Origin of the sequence: Sphaerisporangium sp. NPDC005289, from assembly GCF_040607455.1 — a bacterium.
Lineage (GTDB): Bacteria > Actinomycetota > Actinomycetes > Streptosporangiales > Streptosporangiaceae > Sphaerisporangium > Sphaerisporangium rhizosphaerae.
In genome coordinates this window covers 517777-539139 of the sequence record NZ_JBEXGS010000003.1, presented here as the reverse complement: position 1 = coordinate 539139, position 21363 = coordinate 517777, and the positions used below count along the sequence as shown (strand labels likewise).

General features: G+C 72.5%; 19 protein-coding genes. 11 read left to right on the top strand and 8 right to left on the bottom strand.

Annotation, left to right across the window (positions count from 1 at the left end):
• Positions 1 to 174: 174 nt before the first annotated feature.
• Positions 175 to 801, top strand: coding sequence for a sigma-70 family RNA polymerase sigma factor (locus ABZT47_RS08000; protein ID WP_354837622.1), 627 nt, complete (start codon positions 175 to 177; stop codon positions 799 to 801).
• Positions 798 to 1004: a hypothetical protein gene (locus ABZT47_RS07995; protein WP_354837477.1), complete on the top strand. Its 207-nt coding sequence runs from the start codon at positions 798 to 800 to the stop codon at positions 1002 to 1004. Before ABZT47_RS08000 ends, ABZT47_RS07995 begins: the two co-directional genes overlap by 4 nt.
• Here ABZT47_RS07995 and ABZT47_RS07990 read toward each other — a convergent pair.
• The gene (locus ABZT47_RS07990) at positions 965 to 1342 is read right to left on the bottom strand and encodes a DUF5319 domain-containing protein (protein WP_354837475.1); all 378 of its coding nucleotides are present in this window, start codon (positions 1340 to 1342) and stop codon (positions 965 to 967) included. The genes ABZT47_RS07995 and ABZT47_RS07990 overlap by 40 nt on opposite strands.
• Before the next feature lie 522 nt (positions 1343 to 1864).
• Between ABZT47_RS07990 and guaB the strand changes: the two genes are divergently transcribed.
• Together guaB and ABZT47_RS07980 are read left to right on the top strand one after the other, a co-directional pair.
• Complete coding sequence (gene guaB / locus ABZT47_RS07985) at positions 1865 to 3343, top strand: IMP dehydrogenase (RefSeq protein ID WP_354837473.1); 1479 nt, start codon at positions 1865 to 1867, stop codon at positions 3341 to 3343.
• Between the two features lie 118 nt (positions 3344 to 3461).
• Positions 3462 to 4580 (top strand): GuaB3 family IMP dehydrogenase-related protein, encoded by a 1119-nt coding sequence (locus ABZT47_RS07980; protein WP_354837471.1) that lies wholly within the window; start codon positions 3462 to 3464, stop codon positions 4578 to 4580.
• A gap of 152 nt (positions 4581 to 4732) precedes the next feature.
• On the opposite strand, the gene nagA is transcribed toward ABZT47_RS07980, so the two are convergent.
• Positions 4733 to 5869, bottom strand: a complete 1137-nt coding sequence (gene nagA, locus ABZT47_RS07975; RefSeq protein ID WP_354837469.1) for an N-acetylglucosamine-6-phosphate deacetylase — start codon at positions 5867 to 5869, stop codon at positions 4733 to 4735.
• Positions 5866 to 6921: a sugar isomerase gene (locus ABZT47_RS07970; protein ID WP_354837467.1), complete on the bottom strand. Its 1056-nt coding sequence runs from the start codon at positions 6919 to 6921 to the stop codon at positions 5866 to 5868. The genes nagA and ABZT47_RS07970 overlap by 4 nt, the downstream gene beginning before the upstream one ends.
• 121 nt (positions 6922 to 7042) lie before the next feature.
• On the opposite strand from ABZT47_RS07970, the gene ABZT47_RS07965 reads away from it, so the two are divergent.
• Entirely contained in the window at positions 7043 to 7813 is a 771-nt protein-coding gene (locus tag ABZT47_RS07965; RefSeq protein WP_354837465.1) for a DeoR/GlpR family DNA-binding transcription regulator, read from the top strand.
• 412 nt (positions 7814 to 8225) lie between these two features.
• Complete coding sequence (locus ABZT47_RS07960) at positions 8226 to 9962, top strand: glycerol-3-phosphate dehydrogenase/oxidase (protein ID WP_354837620.1); 1737 nt, start codon at positions 8226 to 8228, stop codon at positions 9960 to 9962.
• Positions 9963 to 10289: 327 nt separating this feature from the next.
• Here ABZT47_RS07960 and ABZT47_RS07955 read toward each other — a convergent pair whose 3' ends face one another.
• Positions 10290 to 12593 carry a beta-propeller domain-containing protein gene (locus ABZT47_RS07955; RefSeq protein ID WP_354837463.1) on the bottom strand — a complete coding sequence of 768 codons (2304 nt, stop codon included), beginning with the start codon at positions 12591 to 12593 and terminating at the stop codon, positions 10290 to 10292.
• A 157-nt stretch (positions 12594 to 12750) separates the two neighbouring features.
• Between ABZT47_RS07955 and guaA the strand changes: the two genes are divergently transcribed.
• The 4 genes from guaA to ABZT47_RS07935 all read left to right on the top strand — a co-directional run bounded on the left by guaA (position 12751) and on the right by ABZT47_RS07935 (position 17618).
• Positions 12751 to 14301 carry a glutamine-hydrolyzing GMP synthase gene (gene guaA / locus ABZT47_RS07950; protein WP_354837461.1) on the top strand — a complete coding sequence of 517 codons (1551 nt, stop codon included), beginning with the start codon at positions 12751 to 12753 and terminating at the stop codon, positions 14299 to 14301.
• Positions 14302 to 14389: 88 nt separating this feature from the next.
• Positions 14390 to 15619, top strand: a complete 1230-nt coding sequence (locus ABZT47_RS07945) for an acyltransferase (RefSeq protein WP_354837459.1) — start codon at positions 14390 to 14392, stop codon at positions 15617 to 15619.
• Positions 15620 to 15651: 32 nt separating this feature from the next.
• Positions 15652 to 17130, top strand: coding sequence for a DUF2157 domain-containing protein (locus tag ABZT47_RS07940; RefSeq protein WP_354837457.1), 1479 nt, complete (start codon positions 15652 to 15654; stop codon positions 17128 to 17130).
• Entirely contained in the window at positions 17127 to 17618 is a 492-nt protein-coding gene (locus ABZT47_RS07935; protein WP_354837455.1) for a GDYXXLXY domain-containing protein, read from the top strand. The genes ABZT47_RS07940 and ABZT47_RS07935 overlap by 4 nt, the downstream gene beginning before the upstream one ends.
• Positions 17619 to 17942: 324 nt before the next feature.
• Here the strand turns inward: ABZT47_RS07935 and ABZT47_RS07930 are convergent, their stop codons facing one another.
• Together ABZT47_RS07930 and ABZT47_RS07925 are read right to left on the bottom strand one after the other, a co-directional pair.
• Positions 17943 to 18380, bottom strand: a complete 438-nt coding sequence (locus ABZT47_RS07930; RefSeq protein WP_354837453.1) for a VOC family protein — start codon at positions 18378 to 18380, stop codon at positions 17943 to 17945.
• 1 nt (position 18381) lies between these two features.
• A complete protein-coding gene (locus ABZT47_RS07925; protein ID WP_354837451.1) occupies positions 18382 to 18966 on the bottom strand; it encodes a DinB family protein in 585 nt (194 codons plus the stop codon).
• A 61-nt stretch (positions 18967 to 19027) separates the two neighbouring features.
• Here ABZT47_RS07925 and ABZT47_RS07920 point away from each other — a divergent pair, with 61 nt between their 5' ends.
• Entirely contained in the window at positions 19028 to 19990 is a 963-nt protein-coding gene (locus ABZT47_RS07920; RefSeq protein WP_354837449.1) for a YafY family protein, read from the top strand.
• 10 nt (positions 19991 to 20000) lie between these two features.
• On the opposite strand, the gene ABZT47_RS07915 is transcribed toward ABZT47_RS07920, so the two are convergent.
• Positions 20001 to 20231, bottom strand: a complete 231-nt coding sequence (locus tag ABZT47_RS07915) for a DUF397 domain-containing protein (RefSeq protein ID WP_354837447.1) — start codon at positions 20229 to 20231, stop codon at positions 20001 to 20003.
• Positions 20232 to 20396: 165 nt separating this feature from the next.
• On the bottom strand, positions 20397 to 21224 hold the full coding sequence (locus tag ABZT47_RS07910; protein WP_354837445.1) for a polysaccharide deacetylase family protein: 828 nt from the start codon (positions 21222 to 21224) through the stop codon (positions 20397 to 20399).
• Positions 21225 to 21363: the final 139 nt, after the last annotated feature.

The window sequence follows — 21363 nt, the reverse complement described above, 5'->3', positions numbered from 1 at the left end:
CTCCGCGCCGCCTGCGAGCTGGTGCGACATCTAACGAATATCCAGCGAATTCGGGTCGCGAGTGAAATATGCAAACACTACTGTGTTCGCTCGATTACCCTGCGTTATCGTCGCGTCAATGTGACCAATCCGTATCCGTTCACTATGACGACATGCGCGATCGTGGCGGGCATCATGCCTAACGTGACCGAGGGATGCGTCGCCGACGCCAAAGCTGGGGTAAGGCTTGCGACGAGATCGGACGAGTCCGACCTCAGGGATCTGACGAGCCTCGCCGTGCAAGGAGATCGCACCGCGATCGAGTCACTGCTCGGGCAACTGCGCCCGATGGTGGTGCGCTATTGCCGTGCCCGTCTGGGCCGGGTGTCCGGCCATTACCACATAGCCGACGACGTGGCCCAGGAAGTCTGCATCGCCGTGCTGGCCGCGCTGCCGCGCTACCGCGACATGGGGCGCCCGTTCGCCTCGTTCGTCTTCGGCATCGCCTCGCACAAGGTCGCCGACGCGCTGCGCAGCTCGGTGCGCTCCGCCGTGCCCACCCAGGACCTGCCGGACGGTCCCGACCAGGGGCCGGGGCCGGAGGAGACCGTGGTGCGCTACATCGAGGCCGAACACGCCCGCGCGCTGCTGTCGCGTCTTCCGGAGAACCAGCGCGAGCTGATCATTCTGCGGGTGGTGTCGGGACTGTCGGCCGAGGAGACCGGTAACGTACTGGGTATGTCACCAGGTGCGGTTCGCGTCGCCCAGCATCGGGCGCTGGCAAGGCTGCGGGCGATGGCCGACATGGAGTCGATAGCTTGACCGCCCTCCACCCGGCCCGTTCACTGCGAAAACGGGGGTCCGACGCCGACGCCGACGTGGTCAGGACGGACGCGATCATCGACGCGCTCGCCGGGCGGCGGCCTCTCGACCAGGACGCCGACCCTGTGGTGGGCCTGCTCCAGGCGCTCGCCAGGGACGTCGATCAGCGGCTCTCCTCGGTGTCGATCACCCCGTCGACGTAGCCTCTGGCGTACTCCCAGCTCACGTAGTCGGCAGGGTCGGGGGCGAAGGCCGGCTCGTGCACCTGGGGGCGGCCGTGGTCGATCATCTGCCGCAGGTTGCCGCGCAGCAGGTCCCAGTCGAAGTAGTGCCGTTCACCGCACTCGGGGCAGTCGAGGACCAGCCCGAGAACCCCCTGGGGCTCAAGGAGCGAGCGGAAGACCTCTACATCGGCGAGGTCGGTCAGCGCCTCCTCGCGTTCGGTCGTGGTGAGCGGCTCGGAGTCGTCGAGATCACCGAGCACGGAGGCAGGGTCGTTGGGGTCTTCCGCGAAGGGGTCGCGGGGGACGTCTTCCAGCACGCATTCCACCTTATGACCCCCACCTACCCTGATGAGGGCAAGTGGCGGGGATGCCCAGGACGCCCGCCACCTCGCCTTCGCCTCCCGTGGCACAGCGGTCACGGCGGTCACACGCCGCCTGACGGCGTGAGAAGCGCCGGCCCGGCGAGCAGGAGACCCCGCTTCTCCAGGGAAGGGACGGTCTGCGCCGATGGGGCAGGGGTTCGCGGGCCGAGGGAAGCGTGACGCCTCGCCGTGCGTTGTCCACACCGGGCGCCAGGACTGAGATCTCCGCTCTCTGGTGCCGAAAAGATGACAGGACCTGAAATTTCTCTGTCCGCTGTGCCACATCGACCGGCCGCCCACCGAACCGGCAGATCATCGGATCTCTCGACCCGTTCATCCACAGGTGCGGACGGCCGCCGGATCGTCGGGCCGGTTGTCCACAGGGTCGCCGAGCCGGTGATGAGCGGACCACTAAACTGACCGCAGGGGGCCGGCGCCTTTCCCCATCTTGAGAGCGCCATGGCAGGAGGGTTGCAGATGGCCAAGTTCACCGAGCCGGGGCTCACGTTCGACGACGTGCTCCTGGTGCCCGCGTACTCCGATCTGCAGCCGGGTGACGCCGACACCACCACCCGCCTGTCGCGGTCGATCACGCTGCGCATCCCCCTGGTCTCCGCCGCGATGGACACCGTCACCGAGGCGCGCATGGCCGTGGCGATGGCACGTCAGGGCGGCATCGGCATCCTGCACCGCAACCTCTCCATCGAAGAGCAGGCGCAGCAGGCCGATCTGGTCAAGCGCTCCGAGGCCGGCATGGTCACCAACCCGGTGACCTGCTCGCCCGACGACACCCTCGCCGACGTCGAGCAGCTCTGCGCCCGTTACCGCATCTCCGGCGTCCCGGTCACCGACCGCGGCGGCGTCCTGGTCGGCATCGTCACCAACCGCGACATGCGCTTCGAGACCGACCAGAGCCGGGTCGTGCGCGAGGTCATGACCCCCATGCCGCTGGTCACCGCGCCCGTCGGGGTCTCCCGCGACCAGGCGTTCCACCTGCTGCGCCAGAACAAGGTCGAGAAGCTCCCCCTCGTCGACGCCGAGGGCAGGCTGCGCGGCCTCATCACGGTCAAAGACTTCACCAAGAGCGAGCAATATCCTCTCGCCACCAAGGATTCCGACGGCCGCCTGGTCGTCGGCGCGGCGGTGGGCGTCGCCGGTGACGCCGAGCAGCGCGCCATGGCGCTGATCGAGGCGGGCGTCGACGTGATCGTGGTCGACACCGCCCACGGCCACTCCCACGGGGTGTGCGACATGATCGCCAAGATCAAGGCCAACGGCAGGGTCGACGTCATCGGCGGCAACGTCGCCACGCGCGCCGGCGCCCAGGCGCTCATCGACGCCGGCGCCGACGCCGTCAAGGTCGGGGTGGGCCCGGGCTCCATCTGCACCACCCGCGTCGTGGCCGGGGTGGGCGCCCCGCAGGTCACGGCCATCTACGAGGCGTCGCTCGCCTGCGGTCCCGCCGGGGTGCCGATGATCGGCGACGGCGGCCTGCAGTATTCCGGCGACATCGTCAAGGCGCTGACCGCCGGCGCCAACACCGTCATGCTCGGCTCCCTGCTCGCCGGCTGCGAAGAGTCGCCCGGCGAGCTGATCTTCATCAACGGCAAGCAGTTCAAGTCCTACCGCGGCATGGGGTCGCTGGGCGCCGTCCGCAACCGCGAGCGCGGCGGCTCCTTCAGCAAAGACCGCTACTCCCAGGAGAACGTCGCCAGCGAGGACAAGTTCATCCCCGAGGGCATCGAGGGCCAGGTGCCCTACCGCGGCCCGGTGGCGGCGGTCGCCCACCAGCTCGTCGGCGGCCTGCGCCAGGGCATGTGGTACACCGGCTCGCGCACCATCGACGACCTCCACGAGAACGGCCAGCTGATGCCCATCACCTCGGCCGGCCTCAACGAGAGCCACCCCCACGACATCCAGATGACCGTAGAGGCCCCCAACTACCACGGCCGCTGACCCCGCGCGCCAGATGGGATGACGCGCCCCGTGGACGAACGGGGCGCGCGAGGGTAATGACGTACGAGGACGCGCGAGTACAGCGGCGGCTTCACCGAGGGACGGGAACGACAAGAGCATGACTCAGGTAGAGATCGGGCGTGGCAAGAGCGGACGCCGCGGGTATGCGCTGGACGAGATCGGCATCGTGCCGTCGCGGCGCACCCGCGACCCCGAAGAGGTCTCCATCGCCTGGCAGATCGACGCCTACCGCTTCGACCTGCCGGTCGTGGTGAGCCCCATGGACAGCGTCGTCTCGCCCAGGACGGCCATCCAGATCGGGCGGCTCGGCGGGCTCGCCGTCCTCGACCTCGAAGGTCTGTGGACCCGCTACGAGGACCCGGCGTCGCTGCTGTCCGAGGTCGCCGAGATGCACGGCGAGGCCGCGACCAAGCGCCTTCAGGAGATCTATTCCGCCCCGATCAGCGACGAGCTCATCGGCCGCCGCATCGAGGAGATCAGGTCCGCGGGCGTCACCACCGCGGCGCGGCTGTCGCCCCAGCGCACCGCCCAGCACTACAAGGCCGTCATCGACGCCGGCGCCGACATCTTCGTCATCCGGGGCACCACGGTCTCCGCCGAGCACGTCTCCGGCCGCGCCGAGCCGCTCAACCTCAAGCAGTTCATCTACGAGCTCGACGTCCCGGTCATCGTGGGCGGCTGTGCCACCTACACCGCGGCCCTGCACCTGATGCGCACCGGCGCCGCCGGCGTGCTGGTCGGGTTCGGCGGCGGCTCGGGCCACACCACCCACACCGTGCTCGGCGTGGCCGTGCCGATGGCGACCGCGATCGGCGACGTCGCCGCGGCCCGCCGCGACTACCTCGACGAGTCGGGCGGCCGGTACGTCCACGTCATCGCCGACGGCGGGATGACCAGCTCCGGTGACATCGCCAAGGCCATCGCCTGCGGCTCCGACGCCGTCATGGTCGGTTCACCCCTCGCCCGGGCCGCCGAGGCCCCCGGTCGCGGCCACCACTGGGGCTCCGAGGCCCACCACGGCGAGCTCCCGCGCGGCGCCCGCGTCGAGGTCGGCACCATCGGCACCCTCGAACAGATCCTGCACGGCCCGTCCACCGTCGCCGACGGCTCCATGAACCTCATGGGCGCCCTCCGCCGCACCATGGCCACCGCCGGCTACTCCGACCTCAAAGAGTTCCAGCGCGTAGAGGTAGTGGTAGCCCCCCACGTCCCCTGACCCACCCCGCCACCCCGCCCCCTCCGGCGGGGTGGCGATCCCCTCCCTCCACCAGATCCCGTGAGAACGAGGCGTCGGACATCATCGAGCCGATGCCGAGCTCGGCCGTGTCCTCGGGGGAGTGGGGGAGGTGCGCGGGGGGAGGGCTCGGGTCATGGGGTGGTGATCCAGGTGCCGTGTCTCATGACGCGGTGGACGGAGAGGTCCTCGTCCAGGACGACCAGGTCGGCGTCCTTGCCGACGGCGATGGAGCCGACGCGGTCGTCCAGCCCCAGCACGCGGGCGGGGGTGAGCGAGGCCATCACGGCGGCGTCGGCGACCGACAGGCCGACCTCCCGCACCGTGCGGCGGAAGGCGACGTCCATGGTCAGCGTGCTGCCGGCGATGGCGCCGCCCTCGACCAGCCGCGCGGCGCCGCCGGACACCTCGACCTCCATCGGTCCGAGCCGGTAGGTGCCGTCGCCCATGCCGGCGGCGGCCATCGCGTCGGTGATCAGTACCGCGCGGCCGGTGCCCGCGGCGCGGGCGGCCAGGCGGAGCATGGCCGGGTGGACGTGCAACCCGTCGTTGATCAGCTCGACGGTGACGCGCTCGTCCTCCAGCAGCGCGGCGACGGGACCGGGCTCGCGGTGGTGCAGCGACGGCAGGGCGTTGTAGAGGTGGGTGGCGACCGTGCAGCCGGCCTCGATGCCGGCGATCGCCTGGTCGTAGGTGGCGTCACTGTGCCCCAGGGCGGCGATCACACCGTCCGACACGGCCGCGCGGATGGTGTCGAGCCCGCCGGGCAGCTCAGGGGCGATGGTGAGCATGCGGACGTGCCCCCGTCCGGCCTTGAGCAGGCCGGCGAGCTCGCCGGGGGACGGGTCGCGCAGCAGAGCCGGGTCGTGCGCGCCGCAGCGAGATCGCGCGATGTAGGGCCCCTCGAAGTGGATGCCGGCCAGCACGCCGTCCTCGCACAGTTCCGCCAGGGCGGTGGTGGCGCGGGCGATGTCGGCGAGCGAGGCCGTCACCAGGCTCGCCATGATCGTCGTGGTGCCGTGCGCGGCGTGGAAGGCGGCGATGCGCCGCGCTTCCTCCTGGTCGCCGGACGGGAACGACCCGCCGGCGCCGCCATGAGTGTGGACGTCGACGAACCCGGGGACGACGTACCGCCCGTCCAGGCCGTGCCCGTCGCCGTGAGGGGCGCGTCCGCGGCCGATATGGGTGATGCGCCCGTCCTCGATGGTGATCCAGCCGTCGTGCACACCTGCGGGGGTCACGACGCGGGCGTCGGCCAGTGTGATGCTCATGAGGACAGGATCACAGATCGGGTCAGGTGAAGTGGCTGGTCGGGGTCCAGGCCGAGGGCCTTGGCGCGGGCCACCGCGACCCGCTGGACACGGACCAGCTCGGCCATCGGATCGGCGTTCCCACCGACGAAGGCGCCCCCCGCCGCGCGCACGTCCTCGGCGATCCCTTCGGGGGCGGTGCCGAGCATCCAGGTCACGCGGCCGGGGCCGGCGATGCTGATCGGCCCATGGCGGTACTCCATCGCCGGGTACGCCTCGGTCCAGGAACGGGACGCCTCGCGCATCTTGAGCGCGGCCTCCTGCGCCAGCCCGCACGTCCATCCCCGGCCGAGAAAGGTGAACTGCTCGGCCGTGACGAAGGCCTCGGGAACCGACTCGGCGATGGCACGTTCGGCGTCGGCGATCGCCTGGCCGAGGTCCTCGCCGAGGTGGGCGCGCAGCAGGGCGAGCTGCGTGGTGGCGAAGCGCGTCTGGACGACCGACCGCTCGTCGGCGAAGTCGAGGACCACGACCTCGTCGGCGAGGGACATCACGGGGGTGCGCGGGTCGGCGGTGACGACGGTCACCGGGGTGCCGTCGAGGCGGCGCAGCAGGTCGAGCACCTCGGTGGTGGTGCCGGACCGGGTCAGGGCGAGCACCCGGTCGTAGGCCCGGCCGTAGGCGGCCCCGGCGCTGGGCGGGGCCGCGGCCATCGGTACGGCGAGCGGGGCTTCGGCGGCCGGGGAACCCGCGGAGGTCGGTGTGGCGAGTGGGGCTTCGGCGGCGTGGGTACCGGCGGAGGTCGGTGTGGCGAGTGGGGCTTCGCGGGTGTGGGGGCTCGCGGAGGCCGGCACGGCGATGGGCGCTTCGGAGGCGGCGAAGGCGTCGGTCTCGCCGTGGCCGGCGCGTTCGCGCAGGACGGCGTACGCCTGGGCGATGAACCAGGAGGTGCCGCAGCCGACGACGGCCACGCGCTCGCCGGGCCGCGGGAGGGCCGCGGTGGCGGCCATCTCGGCTCCGCGGCGCCAGCAGGCCGGTTGCGAGGCGATCTCCATCTCGGTGTGCGTTGTCACGGGCCCTCCTCCACGCGTTTGCTCTCTTCTGCGGGTTTTATCACAGTAATGAGCATGATTGCGCAGACGAGGTCGGGCGGACAGGTGAATGTGGCGGTGTGGTGTGCGACGCTTTCGGACCATGAGCCGGTATGAACGCTGGAACTCCCTGCTGGAGCTCCTCGCCCAGCAGGGGCGCCTCACGGTGGAGGAGGCCGCGGGCATCCTCGGGGTGTCGACCGCGACGATCCGGCGCGACTTCGACGAGCTCTCACAGCAGCAGATGCTCATGCGCACGCGCGGCGGCGCCGTCGCCCAGAGCGTCAGCTACGACCTGCCGCTCCGCTACAAGACGGCCCGGCACGCCGGCGAGAAGCAGCGCATCGCCGAGGCGGCGGCCGCCCTGGTCCAGCCCGGGGCCGTGGTCGGCATGAACGGCGGCACGACGACGTCGGAGGTCGCGCGGACGCTCGCCGTGCGGACTCCGGCCGGCGCCCAGATCACCGTCGTGACCAACGCGCTCAACATCGCCGCCGAGCTGACCGTGCGGCGGAACGTCAAGCTCGTCGTCACCGGCGGGGTCGCCCGGCCGCAGTCGTACGAGCTGATCGGCCCGCTGGCCACCGGGGTGCTCCAGCAGGTCACCCTGGACATCGCCTTTCTCGGGGTCGACGGCATCGACGCCGGGGCGGGCGCGTCAGCCCACCACGAGGGTGAGGCGAGCGTGAACAACCTGCTGATCGGCAGGGCTTCTCGCGTCGTCGCCGTGGCGGACGCCTCCAAGGTGGGCCGGCGCGCGTTCGCGAAGATCTGCGACATCGGCCAGATCGACACCCTGATCACCGACGCGAGCCTGACCGACGCCGACGCCGACGCCTTCACCGACGCCGGCCTGCGGGTGGTGCGGGTCTGAGCGACGGAAAGATCTACCGGTGGGAGGTGGGGTGCACGGGGTTCAGTGGGGTGGTTGATGGAGCACGGCACGCGTGAGCCGGTCCATCGGCGATCCGCGCCGACCCCGGTGGAGCACGCCTATCGCATGCTGGTATCTACTCACGGGTAGAAATTGGACACGACGCGACAAGCCGCACCCCAGGGGGTCGCAGATGACAGCGCACACAGCCGGCGGGGCCGATGCGGGCACAGAAGCGAAGGCCGCGCATAACGGCGACCCGGCGGCGCGAACGGGCGGGGACGCGCGGCAGCGGGCCCGACGGCGCGTAGGTCCGCGCGGGCACGAGGTGCCCGAAAGTGGCGTAGGCGTGGAGCGCGTCGACTCATCGGTTCAGTGGGAGGGTGCTGAGGTGGAGATCCGCGACGGCGGCATGCATTCGGCGCGCATGGGCCCGGCCGAGCGGTCGGCGGCGCTGACCCGGATGGCCGATCCCGACTACGAGCTGGACGTCTTCGTGGTGGGCGGCGGCGTGGTCGGCTCGGGCGTGGCGCTGGACGCCGTGACGCGCGGGCTCACCGTCGGCCTGGCCGAGGCGCGCGACTTCTCCTCCGGCACATCCTCCCGTTCCTCCAAGCTGATCCACGGTGGCGTGCGATACCTGGAGCAGCTCAACTTCGACCTGGTGCGCGAGGCGTTGCAGGAGCGGGCGCTGCTCCTGCAACGCATCGCCCCCCATCTGGTCCGTCCGGTGCCCTTCCTGTTCCCCCTGACCCACCATGTGTGGGAGCGGCCCTACGTCGCCGCCGGGCTGACCCTGTACGACACGCTCGGCTTCTCCACCGGGCTCACCCGGGGCATGCCGGGGCACCGGCACCTGTCGCGGCGCCGGGCGCTGCGGCTCGCTCCGGCGCTGCGCAAGTCGGCGCTCACCGGCGCGGTGCAATATTGGGACGCCCAGGTGGACGACGCCCGGTACGTCACGACGATGCTGCGCACGGCCGCCTCGTACGGGGCCCACGTGGCCTCGCGCACCAAGGTGATCGGTTTCCTGCGCGAGGGCGAGCGGGTCACCGGCGTCCGGGTGCGCGATCTCGAGGGCGGGGCGGAGCTGAGCATCCGCGCCCGGCAGGTGGTCAACGCGACCGGTGTGTGGACCGACGAGATCCAGGAGATGGTCGGCGGACGCGGCCAGATCCACGTCCGCGCGTCCAAGGGCGTGCACCTGGTGGTGCCGCGCGACCGCATCCACTCCCTGACCGGGATCATCCTGCGCACCGAGAAGTCCGTGCTGTTCGTGATCCCGTGGGGACGCCACTGGATCGTGGGCACCACCGACACCCAGTGGTCGCTGGACAGGGTGCACCCGGCCGCCTCCCGGCAGGACATCGACTACGTGCTCGACCACGTCAACGAGGTGCTGTCGGTGCCGCTGACCCGCGACGACGTCGAAGGCGTGTACGCGGGGCTGCGCCCCCTGCTGGCCGGGGAGTCGGAGGAGACCTCCAAGCTGTCCCGCGAGCACGTCGTGACCCACCCCGTGCCCGGCCTGGTGATGATCGCCGGCGGCAAGTACACGACGTACCGGGTGATGGCCAGGGACGCGGTCGACGCGGTGGTCCACGGACTGGACCAGCGGGTGCCGGCGTCGTGCACCGACAAGATCCCACTCGTCGGGGCCGAGGGCTACCAGGCGCTGTGGAACGCCCGTCACCGGCTGGCGCGGTCGTCGCGGCTGCACGTGGCCCGCATCGAGCACCTGCTCCAGCGGTACGGCACGATGATCGACGAGGTGCTGGCCCTGATCGAGCGGGATCCGTCGCTGGCCCGGCCGCTGTCGGGCGCCGACGACTACCTGCGCGCCGAGATCGTGTACGCGGCGACGCACGAGGGCGCCCGCCATCTGAACGACGTGCTGGCGCGGCGTACGCGGATCTCGATCGAGACCTTCCACCGGGGCACGGCCGTCGCCCAGGAGGCGGCCGAGCTGCTCGCCGGGCCGCTGGGCTGGGACGCCGAGCAGGTCAAGCGCGAGGTGGAGTACTACGCCAAGCGCGTCGAGGCCGAGCGCGCCTCGCAGGAGCAGGACACCGACCAGGAGGCCGACGCCATCCGCCTCGGCGCCCCCGACATCGTCCCGGTCCCCGAACCCGACACCAAACCGGTCTGATCCGTCCGCGCTCCGGAGATCGAACCTGCCTGATCGTCTGGTCTTCGGTCTGGAGATCGGGCCGGTCTGATCGTCTGGTCTTCGGTCCGGAGGCCGAGCCGGTCTGACCGGCGCGGTCTTCGGTTCCGGCGTCGAGCCGGTCGGTCGGGGCTGCCGTTGGCCGCACGTTCCGGTCCCTCGCGAGCCCGGAGCCGTGCGGCCCGGCACTCCGGGGCGTATTGCGCGATACGACCCGGAAGCTCCCCGACCTTCACCGGCGACCGGCCGCCTCGCCGGAGGCCTGGCCGTCCGCGCCGGCGGCCCGGCCCTCCCTGCGGGGCGGCGCGGTCAGCCGGTGAAGGGAATCCAGGACCGGTCGGCCAAGGTGGTGGCGTCGCTGGCCTTCAGGCCGCTGTCCGACAGGGTCCACAGGGTGTCGCCGACGATCAGGCAGCGCTGGATCGTCGGCGTGGCCGGCGCGAAGCCCTTGGGGCTCTTCTCCTTCGGGTGGGTGATCGTGCCGCGGCTGGTGATCGAGTCGTCGGTGACCTTCAGGACCAGGGCGGCGGTGCGGTAGTCGTCGGTGTGGCCGCCCCAGCTGCCGAGCGGCAGCATGGCGAGCCCGGTCGCCGGCCAGTACAGGAAGGCGTGCGGGTCCCACTCGGCTTCCGAGCCGGACTTCTCCTGGTGGAAGCGCGCCAGCCTGGCCGGCTTGGACGGGTCGCTGACGTCGAACAGGGAGATCTGGGTGCCCAGCGTCCTGCCCTCCCCGCTCGCCTCCTGCCCGACGCCGATCAGCCGCCCGTCGCCGGCGGGGTGGAGGTAGGCCGAGAAGCCGGTGATCTTCAGCTCGCCGGTGACCTTCGGCGCCGCGGGGTCACGCAGGTCCAGGGTGTACAGCGGGTCCACCTGGCGGAAGGTCACCACGTAGCCGACCGGGCCGATGAAGCGCACCGAGTAGATGCGCTCGCCGTCGCCGAGGCCGGTGACCTCGCCCACCTTGGACAGGGTGGCGGCGTCGAGCACGTACACCGCGCTGGTGCTCTGCTCGGTGGCCACGCCCGGCCGGTCGAACGTGGTGGTGGCGATGCGCAGCTTCCCCTCGTACTCCGACAGGGCGTACTGGTTGAGCAGGCGACCGGGCACCGCGCCGGAGGCGACGTACTCGGGCACTCCCGCGCCGCTGATGTCGAAGCGGTGCACCTCGGTCTGCTCGGGCGGCTCCGGGGCGGCCGTCGCGTTCGGCGCGCCACTCGGCGTCCAGGTGGGCGAGGCCGGCGCCGTGGGCGAGGCCGGTGCGGTGGGCGCGGGCGTCGAGGTGAGGGTGGGCGAGGGGCTCGCGTCCGGCGGGGCGTCGGTCACCCTCATCCTCAGCGAGGGCATGGGCGTCAACGAGAGCATCGACGGGTCGCCGCTCGGCCCGACCTTCTCGGCGGGCGGGGTGCTCGGCGGGTCCTTGGGTGCGACCGTCGAGCCGCCCCCACCGGGCGTCACGGCCGAACCGCCGCCACCGGGCGTCACGGCCGGGCCGCTCGCGACGGGCGACGGAGGCAGGCCGGTCTCGGCCGGCGTGACGGGCGTGGCCGGGGTGAGCGTCGCGGGCGGCGGGGGCGTGTCGTCGATCATGGCGTTCCGGAACCCCCAGCGGGGGTTGCTGGTGACGTACATGCTGGTCGGAGTGGCGTACACGGTGTCGCCGTCGGCGGCGACGCTGATCGGCTCGTCGCCGTCGAACCCGGCCTCCAACTTCACCGTGTGGACGGTCAGCATCGAGGTCCCGGAGTACTGCCGGGGGTGGCTGACCCGTTCACAGGCCACCTTGTGCTTGGTGGTCGCGCGCCTGGGCCCGGTGATCTCGTAGGTGGGCAGCCAGGCGTCGACCGGCGCCGCCCGGACGATCTCCTGGTTGCGCCGGATCAGCTCGGCCTCGGGCTCGTCCGGACCGGGCTGGTGGGTGAAGGTGATCTCCGGCTGGGACCGGACGACGATGCGCACGGTCGAGCCGATCATGCGGGCGTCCACATGGGACCCGGCGGTGGCCATCGACGCGAGGATCTTCATCTCTTTCAGGTCGACCAGCGTGTACTGAGGGCCAGGGGGTGCCGCGGGGCGCATGGCCCTGTCCCCGAACGGCACCGTCCCGCCCTCGGTGAACAGCACGAGGGCGCGGTCGCCGTGGACCAGGAGGTTCGCGGGGGCGTAGCCCTTGTCGGGCGGGACGAGCCGCAGGCTGCCGGCGACCTTCCTGGAGGCGGCGTCCACGACGCGCAGCACGCCCCGCGCGTAGGTGATGATGCGCTCGCCGTCGGTCTTCACCAGGTCGGGCTCGTCGACGCCCGCCTCGTGCACGTTGGTGGTGGAGTAACCGGGGACGGCGGACTTCGCGTCGGCGGTCATCCGCCCGTCGGCCGACCTGCCGGTGGCGGTGAAGATCTGGCCGGGGCCGATGCCCCAGGGGCCGACGTTCTTGACCGTCGCCTCGCGCAGCCCGGCCAGCATGTCGTCGCAGCCGGTGTAGGCGACCAGGCGGATGGCGCCCAGCGTCGCCGGCGGCACATCCGGGGAGGCCGTGCGGCTCCCGGCGTCCGTGCACGCCACCACCAGCAGCGCGGTGGCGAGCGCCGCGGCGGCCGTGCCGATCGAAGTCCTCATGCCCCTACGACGCACCGGAACGTGGCGCGGTTCAGGATCAGGGACGGGCGGGCGCCGGACGGCCGGTGGGAGCGGGCCGTCGGCGGGCGCGTTCCGGCGGGTAGAGGCGCCGATAGACTGTGGGGACCGCGGCGTCTTTCCTTTGGGGGTCCTTCCGGTGTCTGAGTTCGACACGGTCCTGGTCGTCGACTTCGGCGCGCAGTACGCGCAGCTGATCGCGCGGCGGGTCCGTGAGTGCCACGTGTACTCCGAGATCGTGCCCTCGACGATGCCGGTGAGCGAGATGCTCGCGAAGAACCCGAAGGCGATCATCCTGTCCGGCGGCCCGGCGTCGGTGTACGCCGAGGGCGCGCCCGCGGCGCCGGAGGGCCTGTTCGACACCGGGGTGCCGACGTTCGGCATCTGCTACGGCTTCCAGGAGATGGCCCGGGTCCTCGGCGGTGAGGTGGCGCACACCGGCATCGCCGAGTACGGCGGCACGCCGCTGACCGTGGGCAGCGAGGGCGTGCTGTTCGCCGGGCTGCCCGCCGTCCAGTCGGTCTGGATGTCGCACGGCGACAGCGTCTCCTCCGCCCCCGAGGGCTTCACGGTCACCGCGTGGACGCCCGACACCCCGGTCGCGGCCATGGAGTGCCCGGAGCGGGGCCTGTACGGGGTCCAGTTCCACCCCGAGGTGCTGCACTCCGATCACGGTCAGGCGGTGATGAAGCACTTCCTGGACGCCGCGGGCTGCCGCCCCTCCTGGACCATGCTCAACATCGTCGAGGACGCCGTCGAGGCCGTCCGGCGGCAGGTCGGCCCCGAGGGGCGGGCCATCTGCGGCCTGTCGGGCGGGGTCGACTCCGCGGTGGCCGCCGCGATCGTCCAGCGGGCTATCGGCGACCGCCTGACCTGCGTGTTCGTCGACCACGGCCTGCTGCGCAAGGGCGAGGCCGAGCAGGTCGAGCGCGACTTCGTGGCCGCCACCGGGGTGCGGCTGCGGGTGGTGGAGGCCGCCGAGCGGTTCCTGAAGGCGCTGTCCGGGGTGTCCGACCCCGAGGAGAAGCGCAAGATCATCGGTCGTGAGTTCATCCGGGTCTTCGAGGACGAGCAGCGCGCCATCCTCGCCGACGGGCCGGTCGACTTCCTGGTCCAGGGCACGCTGTACCCGGACGTGGTCGAGTCGGGCGGCGGCACCGGCACGGCGAACATCAAGTCGCACCACAACGTGGGCGGTCTGCCCGACGACCTGCGGTTCAGCCTGGTCGAGCCGCTGCGCACCCTGTTCAAGGACGAGGTGCGCCGGGCGGGCGAAGAGCTCGGGCTGCCGCCGGCGATGGTGTGGCGCCAGCCTTTCCCGGGCCCCGGGCTGGGCATCCGCATCGTCGGCGAGGTGACCGAGGACCGCCTGGCGATCCTCCGCGAGGCCGACTCCATCGCCCGCGAGGAGCTGTCGCGAGCGGGTCTCGACCGCGAGATCTGGCAGTGCCCGGTGGTGCTGCTCGCCGACGTGCGCTCGGTCGGCGTCCAGGGCGACGGGCGCACGTACGGGCACCCGGTCGTGCTGCGGCCGGTGACCAGCGAGGACGCCATGACGGCCGACTGGTCGCGCGTGCCGTACGACGTGCTGGCGCGCATCTCCACCCGCATCACCAACGAGGTGCGCGAGGTCAACCGCGTGGTCCTCGACGTGACCAGCAAGCCCCCGGGCACCATCGAGTGGGAGTGACCGGCTACTCGGTCGACATATCGGACAAAGCGGAATGAGTGCCGGAGTTCAGGGTTTGGACGGTCGCTGACCGAGTAAATTCTGGCAAATGCTTACGGCTCAGCCGCGCACCGCGCCGTCCCCCGCCGGTCCGGGTTCCGGGCCGCGCCTGGCATGGCTGGACGCGATCAGAGGCGTGGGCGCGACGGCCGTGCTCCTGGAGCACATGTTCTACCGCTTCCTGCCAGGGCTGCGGCCTGGCTGGTTCAACCTCGGCATGTACGGCGTGCTGGTGTTCTTCCTGGTCAGCGGCTACATCATCCCGGCCTCGCTGGAGCACAGGGGCGATGTCCGGGCGTTCTGGGTCGGCAGGTTCTTCCGGCTCTACCCGCTGTACCTGCTGGTCACCGGGCTGGTGCTGGCGTCGCTGCCCCTGGTGCCGCTGCGGCCGGCCGTGGTGCCCGACGCGGCCACGGCGGCCGCGCACGCCACCATGCTGCTGGACGTGGTCGGCTCGGGCGGCGTCGCCGACACGATGTGGACGCTCTCCTACGAGATGGTCTTCTACCTGCTGGTGACGGTGCTGTTCGTCGCGGGGGTCCACCGCCGCAGCGGCCTGTGCGCCGTGGGGTTCGCCCTCGCCGCGCTGGTCGTCGGGCTGCTGCTGGCCGCTCCCGTCCTCGACCGCGGCCCGGCGGCGTTCGCCGCGCTCGGCGCCTTCGTGGCGGGCCTGGCCTGCGTGCTCGCCCCGTCCGGGTGGGCGCGCCGGGCCGGCGCGGTGATCCTCGGCGGTCTGGCCGTGACGCTGGTGCTGCTCGGCAGCCGAACCCCGTGGCTCGGGCCGGCGATCCTCGCGGTGATGTTCACCGGCACGGTGATCCACCGCTGGGAGCGCGGGCAGACCGGCGGCCTGCGCGCGGTCGCCGTCGTGACGGCCGTGCTGGCGGCGGTCCCCTTCTTCGCCTTCCCCTCCGGCGGGTGGGCCTACCCGAGGGTGTGGATCACCACGCTCGCGCTGGTCGCGCTGACCTTCGCGGGCGGCATGGCCCTGCGCCGCCGCACGGTGCCGCGCGCGCTGGTCTGGCTCGGGGTGATCAGCTACTCGGTGTACCTGCTGCACCATCCCCTGCTGAAGCTGTTCCTCGCCGTGTTCGGCGATCCCCGCGAGCGTCCCGCCGGCGTGCAGGCGCTGCTGGCCCTCGCCTTCCTCGTCGTGGTGCTGGCGCTGAGCCGGCTGACCTACCGCTTCGTCGAGCGCCCCATGCAGCGCGCCGGCCGGCGGCTGGCGCGGGCGTGGACGGGCCCGCGCCCGGGCGAAGCGCCCCGTTCCGGGGCATGACGGACTACGGGGGCGAAGGAAAGGAACGCGGCATGGAACCGACGCGGGTTCGCGTCCCGGCCCGGCGGCTGGCGTGGCTGCGCGGTGAGCTGGCTCGCTGGCAGGCGGAGGGCGTCATCGACGCGACCGCCGCCGAGCGCATCGCCGGCCGGTACGTCCCCGGACGGAGGCTGAGCCTGGAGCGCGTCGTCCTGCTGCTCGGCGGCGGCTTCCTCGGCGTCGGGCTCATCTGGGTCGTGGCGGCCAACCTCGATCAGCTGTCGCCGCTGGTCCGTTTCGCCGGCATCACCGTGGTCTGGCTGGCCGCCGCGGTCCTCGGCGAGGCGCTCGCCGGGCCGGCGGTGAGATCGGCGGCCCGGCTGGTGGCGGTTCTGGCGGCAGGAGGAGTGGTCTTCCAGGCCGCTCAAAGCTTGCAGGTCCCGGCGTACGGCTCCGGCCTGCTGGGCGTCTGGGCGGCGGGCGCGCTGGCGTACGCGTACGCGACCCGCGCCGCCGGGCCGCTGCTCGCGGCCCTCGTCCTCGGGGCGTCCTGGTACGGCTGGTGGGCCGGCGAACAGACCGACTCCGCCGGAGGCGTCGCGGTCTGCCTGGTGGCCGCAGGAACAGCCGCCATCTCCCTGGCCGTCCTCCACGAACGCCTCCGAACGCGCGCCGGGGCCATCGCCGGACCAGACGGCGCCGGCGAAACGCAGGACGGCCCCGTCCGTGCCGGCGGGGTCGTGACGGGCGGCCCCGTCCCCGCCGGGATCGTGAGGGACGTCGTCGCGCCGAGTCCCTGGTCCGGGCGGTTCGCGGCGGTCTGGCGGGCGGCCGGGTTCCTGCTGGCGCTGGGCGGACTGTTCGTCGCGGCCTTCCCCGGCGTCTCACAAGGCGAGATGTACGGCGCGCCGGCGCTGTGGGCGGGGCTCACCGCAGCGGCCGTGGCAGCGGGTGCGGCGCTCGTCCTCGGCGGCGCGGGGGATCGGCGCGAGGCGGCCGCGGCGCAGGTCTTCGGTGGCGCCGGGGATCGGCGCGAGCCGGCCGGGGCGCAGGTCCTCGGTGGCGCGGGGGATGGACGCGAGCCGGCCGCGGCGCAGGTCCTCGGTGGCCCGCAGGACCGGCGCGAGATGCTCGCGAGGCGCGTCCTCGGCGGGGCGGGCGACCGGTACGAAGTGCTCGCGGCGCTGGTCATGGTCGTCGCCGCGGTGGGCCTGGTCGCGTGGGCCCCTGGCGACGTCGATCCGGCGATGGGCGGGTTCACCGCCGCGCAGACGGCGCGGGCCGTGGCGGGCACGCTGCTGTACATTCTCGCGGCGAGCTGGTTCGCGGTCGCGGCGGCCCGGCGGGATGAGACCCACCTCGTGCTGATCGCCACTGTGGCCCTGGTGGTGTTCGTCACGGCGCAGAGCTTCGCGGTGTTCCAGCCGCTGCTGTCCGGTGCGGCGCTGTTCCTGGCGCTCGGCGTGATCTTTATCGTCACCGGGGCGCTGGTCGAGTACGGGCGCCGGCGGCTGATGGAGGCGACCCGATGAGCGGCTCTTCCTCGCGCGTCTCCCGGCGCACCGCGATCATGGTGGCCGCCGCGCTGCTGCTCCAGATGGCGCTGCTGGTCGTCGTGCTGCGACCGCAGCTGTCGGCCCGGCTGTCGGGCGCCGAGTACCGTCTCGCCGCGGGGCCGGTGGACCCGGTCGACCCGTTCAGGGGCGCCTACGTGATGCTGACCTACCCCGGCCTGCCGTCCGCCGAGGGGCAGGCGGCGGGCCGGGTGTACGTGCCACTGGTTCGCGACGGCGCGCTGTGGAAGGGCGCCGGCGTCGAGCGGCGGCGCCCGGCCGCCGGCCCGTACCTGGCATGCCGCACCGGCGGCTACGGGGACCTGCGGTGCGGCATCGACAGCCTGTTCCTGCCCGAGGACAAGGCCCGACGCGTCGGCTCCGAACTCGCGGCCGACCGCGCCGCGGCCGTGGTGAAGATCGACGACGACGGCAACGCCGCCCTCATCGACGTGGTCCCCCGCTGACGCCGACGCACCCTCCACGACCGTCCACCCGGTCACCCACCGTAAAACGGCGCCGTCGTCGCCGTCCCACGTCCCGCCGACGCGGCGCCTCTGACGACATCCTAGAGAGCGGGACAGGCGTGAGCCGACGGGCGTGGGTCGAGGGGCGTGTGCCGAGCTCCGCGCCGTACGGGGCGCCGTCATCGGCGTTTCACGTCCCGCTGACGCGGCGCCGAGCACGCCCAGCCGACACCGGAGTGAGAGCGTCGTGCCGAGTGCTCGGGGCCGACTGGGATTGCCGGGCCGACCGGGCGTGCCGGGGGTCGGTGGTCGCCGGGGGGTTGGTCAGTCGAGGCAGAATTCGTTGCCTTCGGGGTCGGCCATCACGATGTGGCCGGCGCCGAGTGGGGGAGTGGGGTCGTGGCGCTGGAGGCGGGTGGCGCCGTGGGAGACCAGCCGCTCGGCCTCCGCCTCCAGGGCCGCCATCCGCGCTTCGCCCTCAAGCCCGGGGGCCGCCCGCACATCGAGGTGCACGCGGTTCTTGGCCTGCTTGCCCTCGGGAACCCGCTGGAAGAACAGCCGCGGCCCGGCGTCGTCGGGATCGACCACCGCCGAGGCGTCGTTGCGGTTCTCGGGCGGCACGCCCATCGCTTCCAGGGCCTGCTCCCATGAGTCGAAGCCCTTGGGCGGGTCCTGCGTCCGGTAGCCCAGGGCCTCGGCCCAGAACGCCGCCAGCGCGGCCGGGTCGGCGCAGTCGAAGGTGATCTGTACGTCGCGGGCCATCTCAGCTCGCCTCCCGGCCGGTCAACTGGTGGGTGTGCAGGTGGAGGTCGCGGAGCAGGGACACCTCGGACAGATGGTGGATCAGCTCGCGGTTGATGTGCAGCACCAGCGTAGCCAGGGACCGGTCGGCGTAGGGCCCCTCCGCCTCGCCGCACGGGCGGGCGAGGCCGGTCTCGCCGAGGGACTCGACCCCGGCCAGCCAGGTGGCGTACTCCGCGTCGAGCTGGGCCAGCGCCGCGGCCGCGGTCGGGGCGTACTCGAAGGACTGGTAGTCGGTGCTCGCCCGGCCGAAGTGCGCGGCGTTGCGCACGGCCAGCACGCCGACGATCACGTGCCCGAGTCGCCAGGCGATCGTCGTGAACGGCGGCGGCTCGGGCATCGGCATCGCGAAGTCGATGGTCATCGCGCCCGACCCCGCCTGGATCGGTGCGGTGCCGGTGCCGCGCGGGCGGACGTTCCAGCAGCCGGGCGCCGGCTCCCAGAAGTACTCGTCATCGGTGAGCCCCTCGAGGCGATCGCGCAGCTGCTCGGTCCAGTGCCAGGCGAACTGCTCGCGGAGCAGGGAGTTCCATGTCTGGTCGGTCATGGGTCCAACCTGGCGCATATAGCGGACAGGATCGTTCCGCGATCTGTGGAACGATGAACGCGTGACCGTGGAGGCGACGACCGAGCGGGTGCTGCGGCTGCTGGGGCTGCTGCAGCGCCGGCCGTCCTGGACCGCGTCCGAGCTCGCCGCCGAGCTGGAGGTCACCGACCGCTCGGTGCGCCGCGACGTGGAACGGCTGCGCGCGCTCGGCTACCCCGTGCACGCGACGGCGGGCGTCGGCGGCGGCTACCGGCTCGGCGCGGGCACCCGGCTGCCGCCGCTGCTCCTGGACGACGAGGAGGCGATCGCGACGGCGGTGTGCCTGCGGCTGGAGTCGGGGGGCACGGTCGCCGGGGCGGGCGAGGCGGCGCTGCGGGCGCTGGCGAAGCTCGACCAGGTGATGCCGCCCCGGCTGCGCGCCGAGGTGCGGGCGGTGTACGGCGCCACCGCGACCATGGCCGTCCCCGAGGTCGCGATCGACGCCGAGCTGCTGGTGACGCTCGCGCGGGCCTGCCGCGACGCCGTGCGGGTGCGGTTCGGGTACACCGGGCGCGACGGCGGTGAGCGCGAGCGCACGGTCGAGCCGGTGCGCATGGTGTCCACCGGCCGCCGCTGGTACCTGATGGCCTGGGACGTCGACCGCGACGACTGGCGCACCTTCCGGCTGGACCGCATGCGCGAGGTGGCGGCGACGACCTGGCGCTTCCGGCCGCGGGAGCATCCGGACCCGGTCGCCTACGTGCAGCGGTCGGTGACCGGGGCGCCGTACCGGTATGTGGCCCGGGTGCGGGTGCACGCCATGCCCGACCAGGTGCGGCGGCTGGTGCCGCCCCAGGTGGGGCGGGTCGAGGACGACCGTGACGGGTGGTGCCTGCTCGTCACCGGCGGGGACGACCTCGACCGGCTCGCCCTGCACGTGGCGTGGCTGGGCTTCGAGGTGGAGGTGCTGGAGCCCGTCGAGTTGCGGGAGGCCGCCGCGGCGCTCGCCCGCCGCCTCACGGCGATGGCCGAGGCGGGCGGCTAGGAGTCAGCCCCTAGTCGTCGAACTCGCCGTCGCGGACGCCGAGGACGAAGGCGTTCCACTCGCCCGGTGTGAAGCGCAGCACCGTGCCGTTGGGGTCGGCGGGGTTGCGGAGCGCGACCGCGCCGCCCGGCAGATAGGCGATCTCGATGCGGTCGTCGGACGTGCTGCCGGGGGCGCTGAGCCAGGTGACGTCCGAGATGTCCATCGCGTACAGCTCGGCCTTCTCGTGCCCGTCGTTCATCGCCGGCCTGCCTGGGTCGTTGCGGGAGGGGTCACGCGGGCAACGTTAGCAGCCGCCCGCCCCGACGGCCGGTCGGTTGCGACGGCCGCTCGATCGCCGCGACCGGTCGGTTGTGGTGACGGGGCGGTCGCGGCGGTTCGCCGGTCGGCGCGGCGGGCCGGCCGGTCAGTTCCAGCCGCCCACGGGGTAGACCTCGCCGGCGGCCAGCGACCTGCCGCGCAGCAGGGCGGTCACCGGGACGACGTGGTACCCCTTCTTCTCCAGTGAGGTGAGGATCTTCGGCATGGCCTTCACCGTCTCGGGCCACACGTCGTGCATGAGGACGACGCGGTCGCGCTTGGCCAGGCCGAGCACCTTCCTGGTGATGGCGGCGGTGTCGCGGAGCTCCCAGTCGCGACTGGTGCCGTTCCACAGGATCTGCGCCATGCCGAGCTCGGCCGCGATGCCGCCCACCCGTTCGTCGGTGTCGCCGTAGGGCGGGCGCATGAGATCGGGCGCCCTGCCGGTGAGCTTCTTGATCGCGTCCCGTGGGCGGGTCAGCTCGTCCCTGATGTCGCCGTCGGGCAGGGTGGTCAGGTGCGGGTGGTCGTAGGTGTGGTCGCCGATCTCGTGGCCCTCGCGGGCCATCCTGCGCACGATCGAGGGGTACTTGCCGATCTGGGCGCCGACCAGGAAGAAGGTGACCTTGGTGTGGTGCCGCCTGAGCAGGTCCAGCAGCGTGGAGGTGTAGCGGCCGGGGCCGTCGTCGAAGGTCAGCGCGATGCACTTCACCTTGGCGCAGTTCACCTTGCCGGCGGCCGTGGAAGAGGCGGCGGCCGTGGAGGAGAAGGCGCCCGTGGAGGAGACGGTGGCGGTGGCCGTGGAGGAGGCGGCGGCTCTCGCCTGGCCGGTCCGCGCCGGGCCGGAGGCGGCTTGGCCGGTGGACGCCACGGCGGCGGGCGTGGCCGCCAGTGCCATCGTGGTCGCGATCACGGTGGGAACCCATCGCCGCATCGAAAATCCTCCTTGGCTCGGCGCCGCGTCACCTTATCCCAGCCGTACTAATAACCGGATAAGTGGCTCAATATCGGTATGGGTCCGGCACCAGGGGCGGAGCGCCGGGAGAGACGCGATCCGGCTTCGCGCGGCGGAC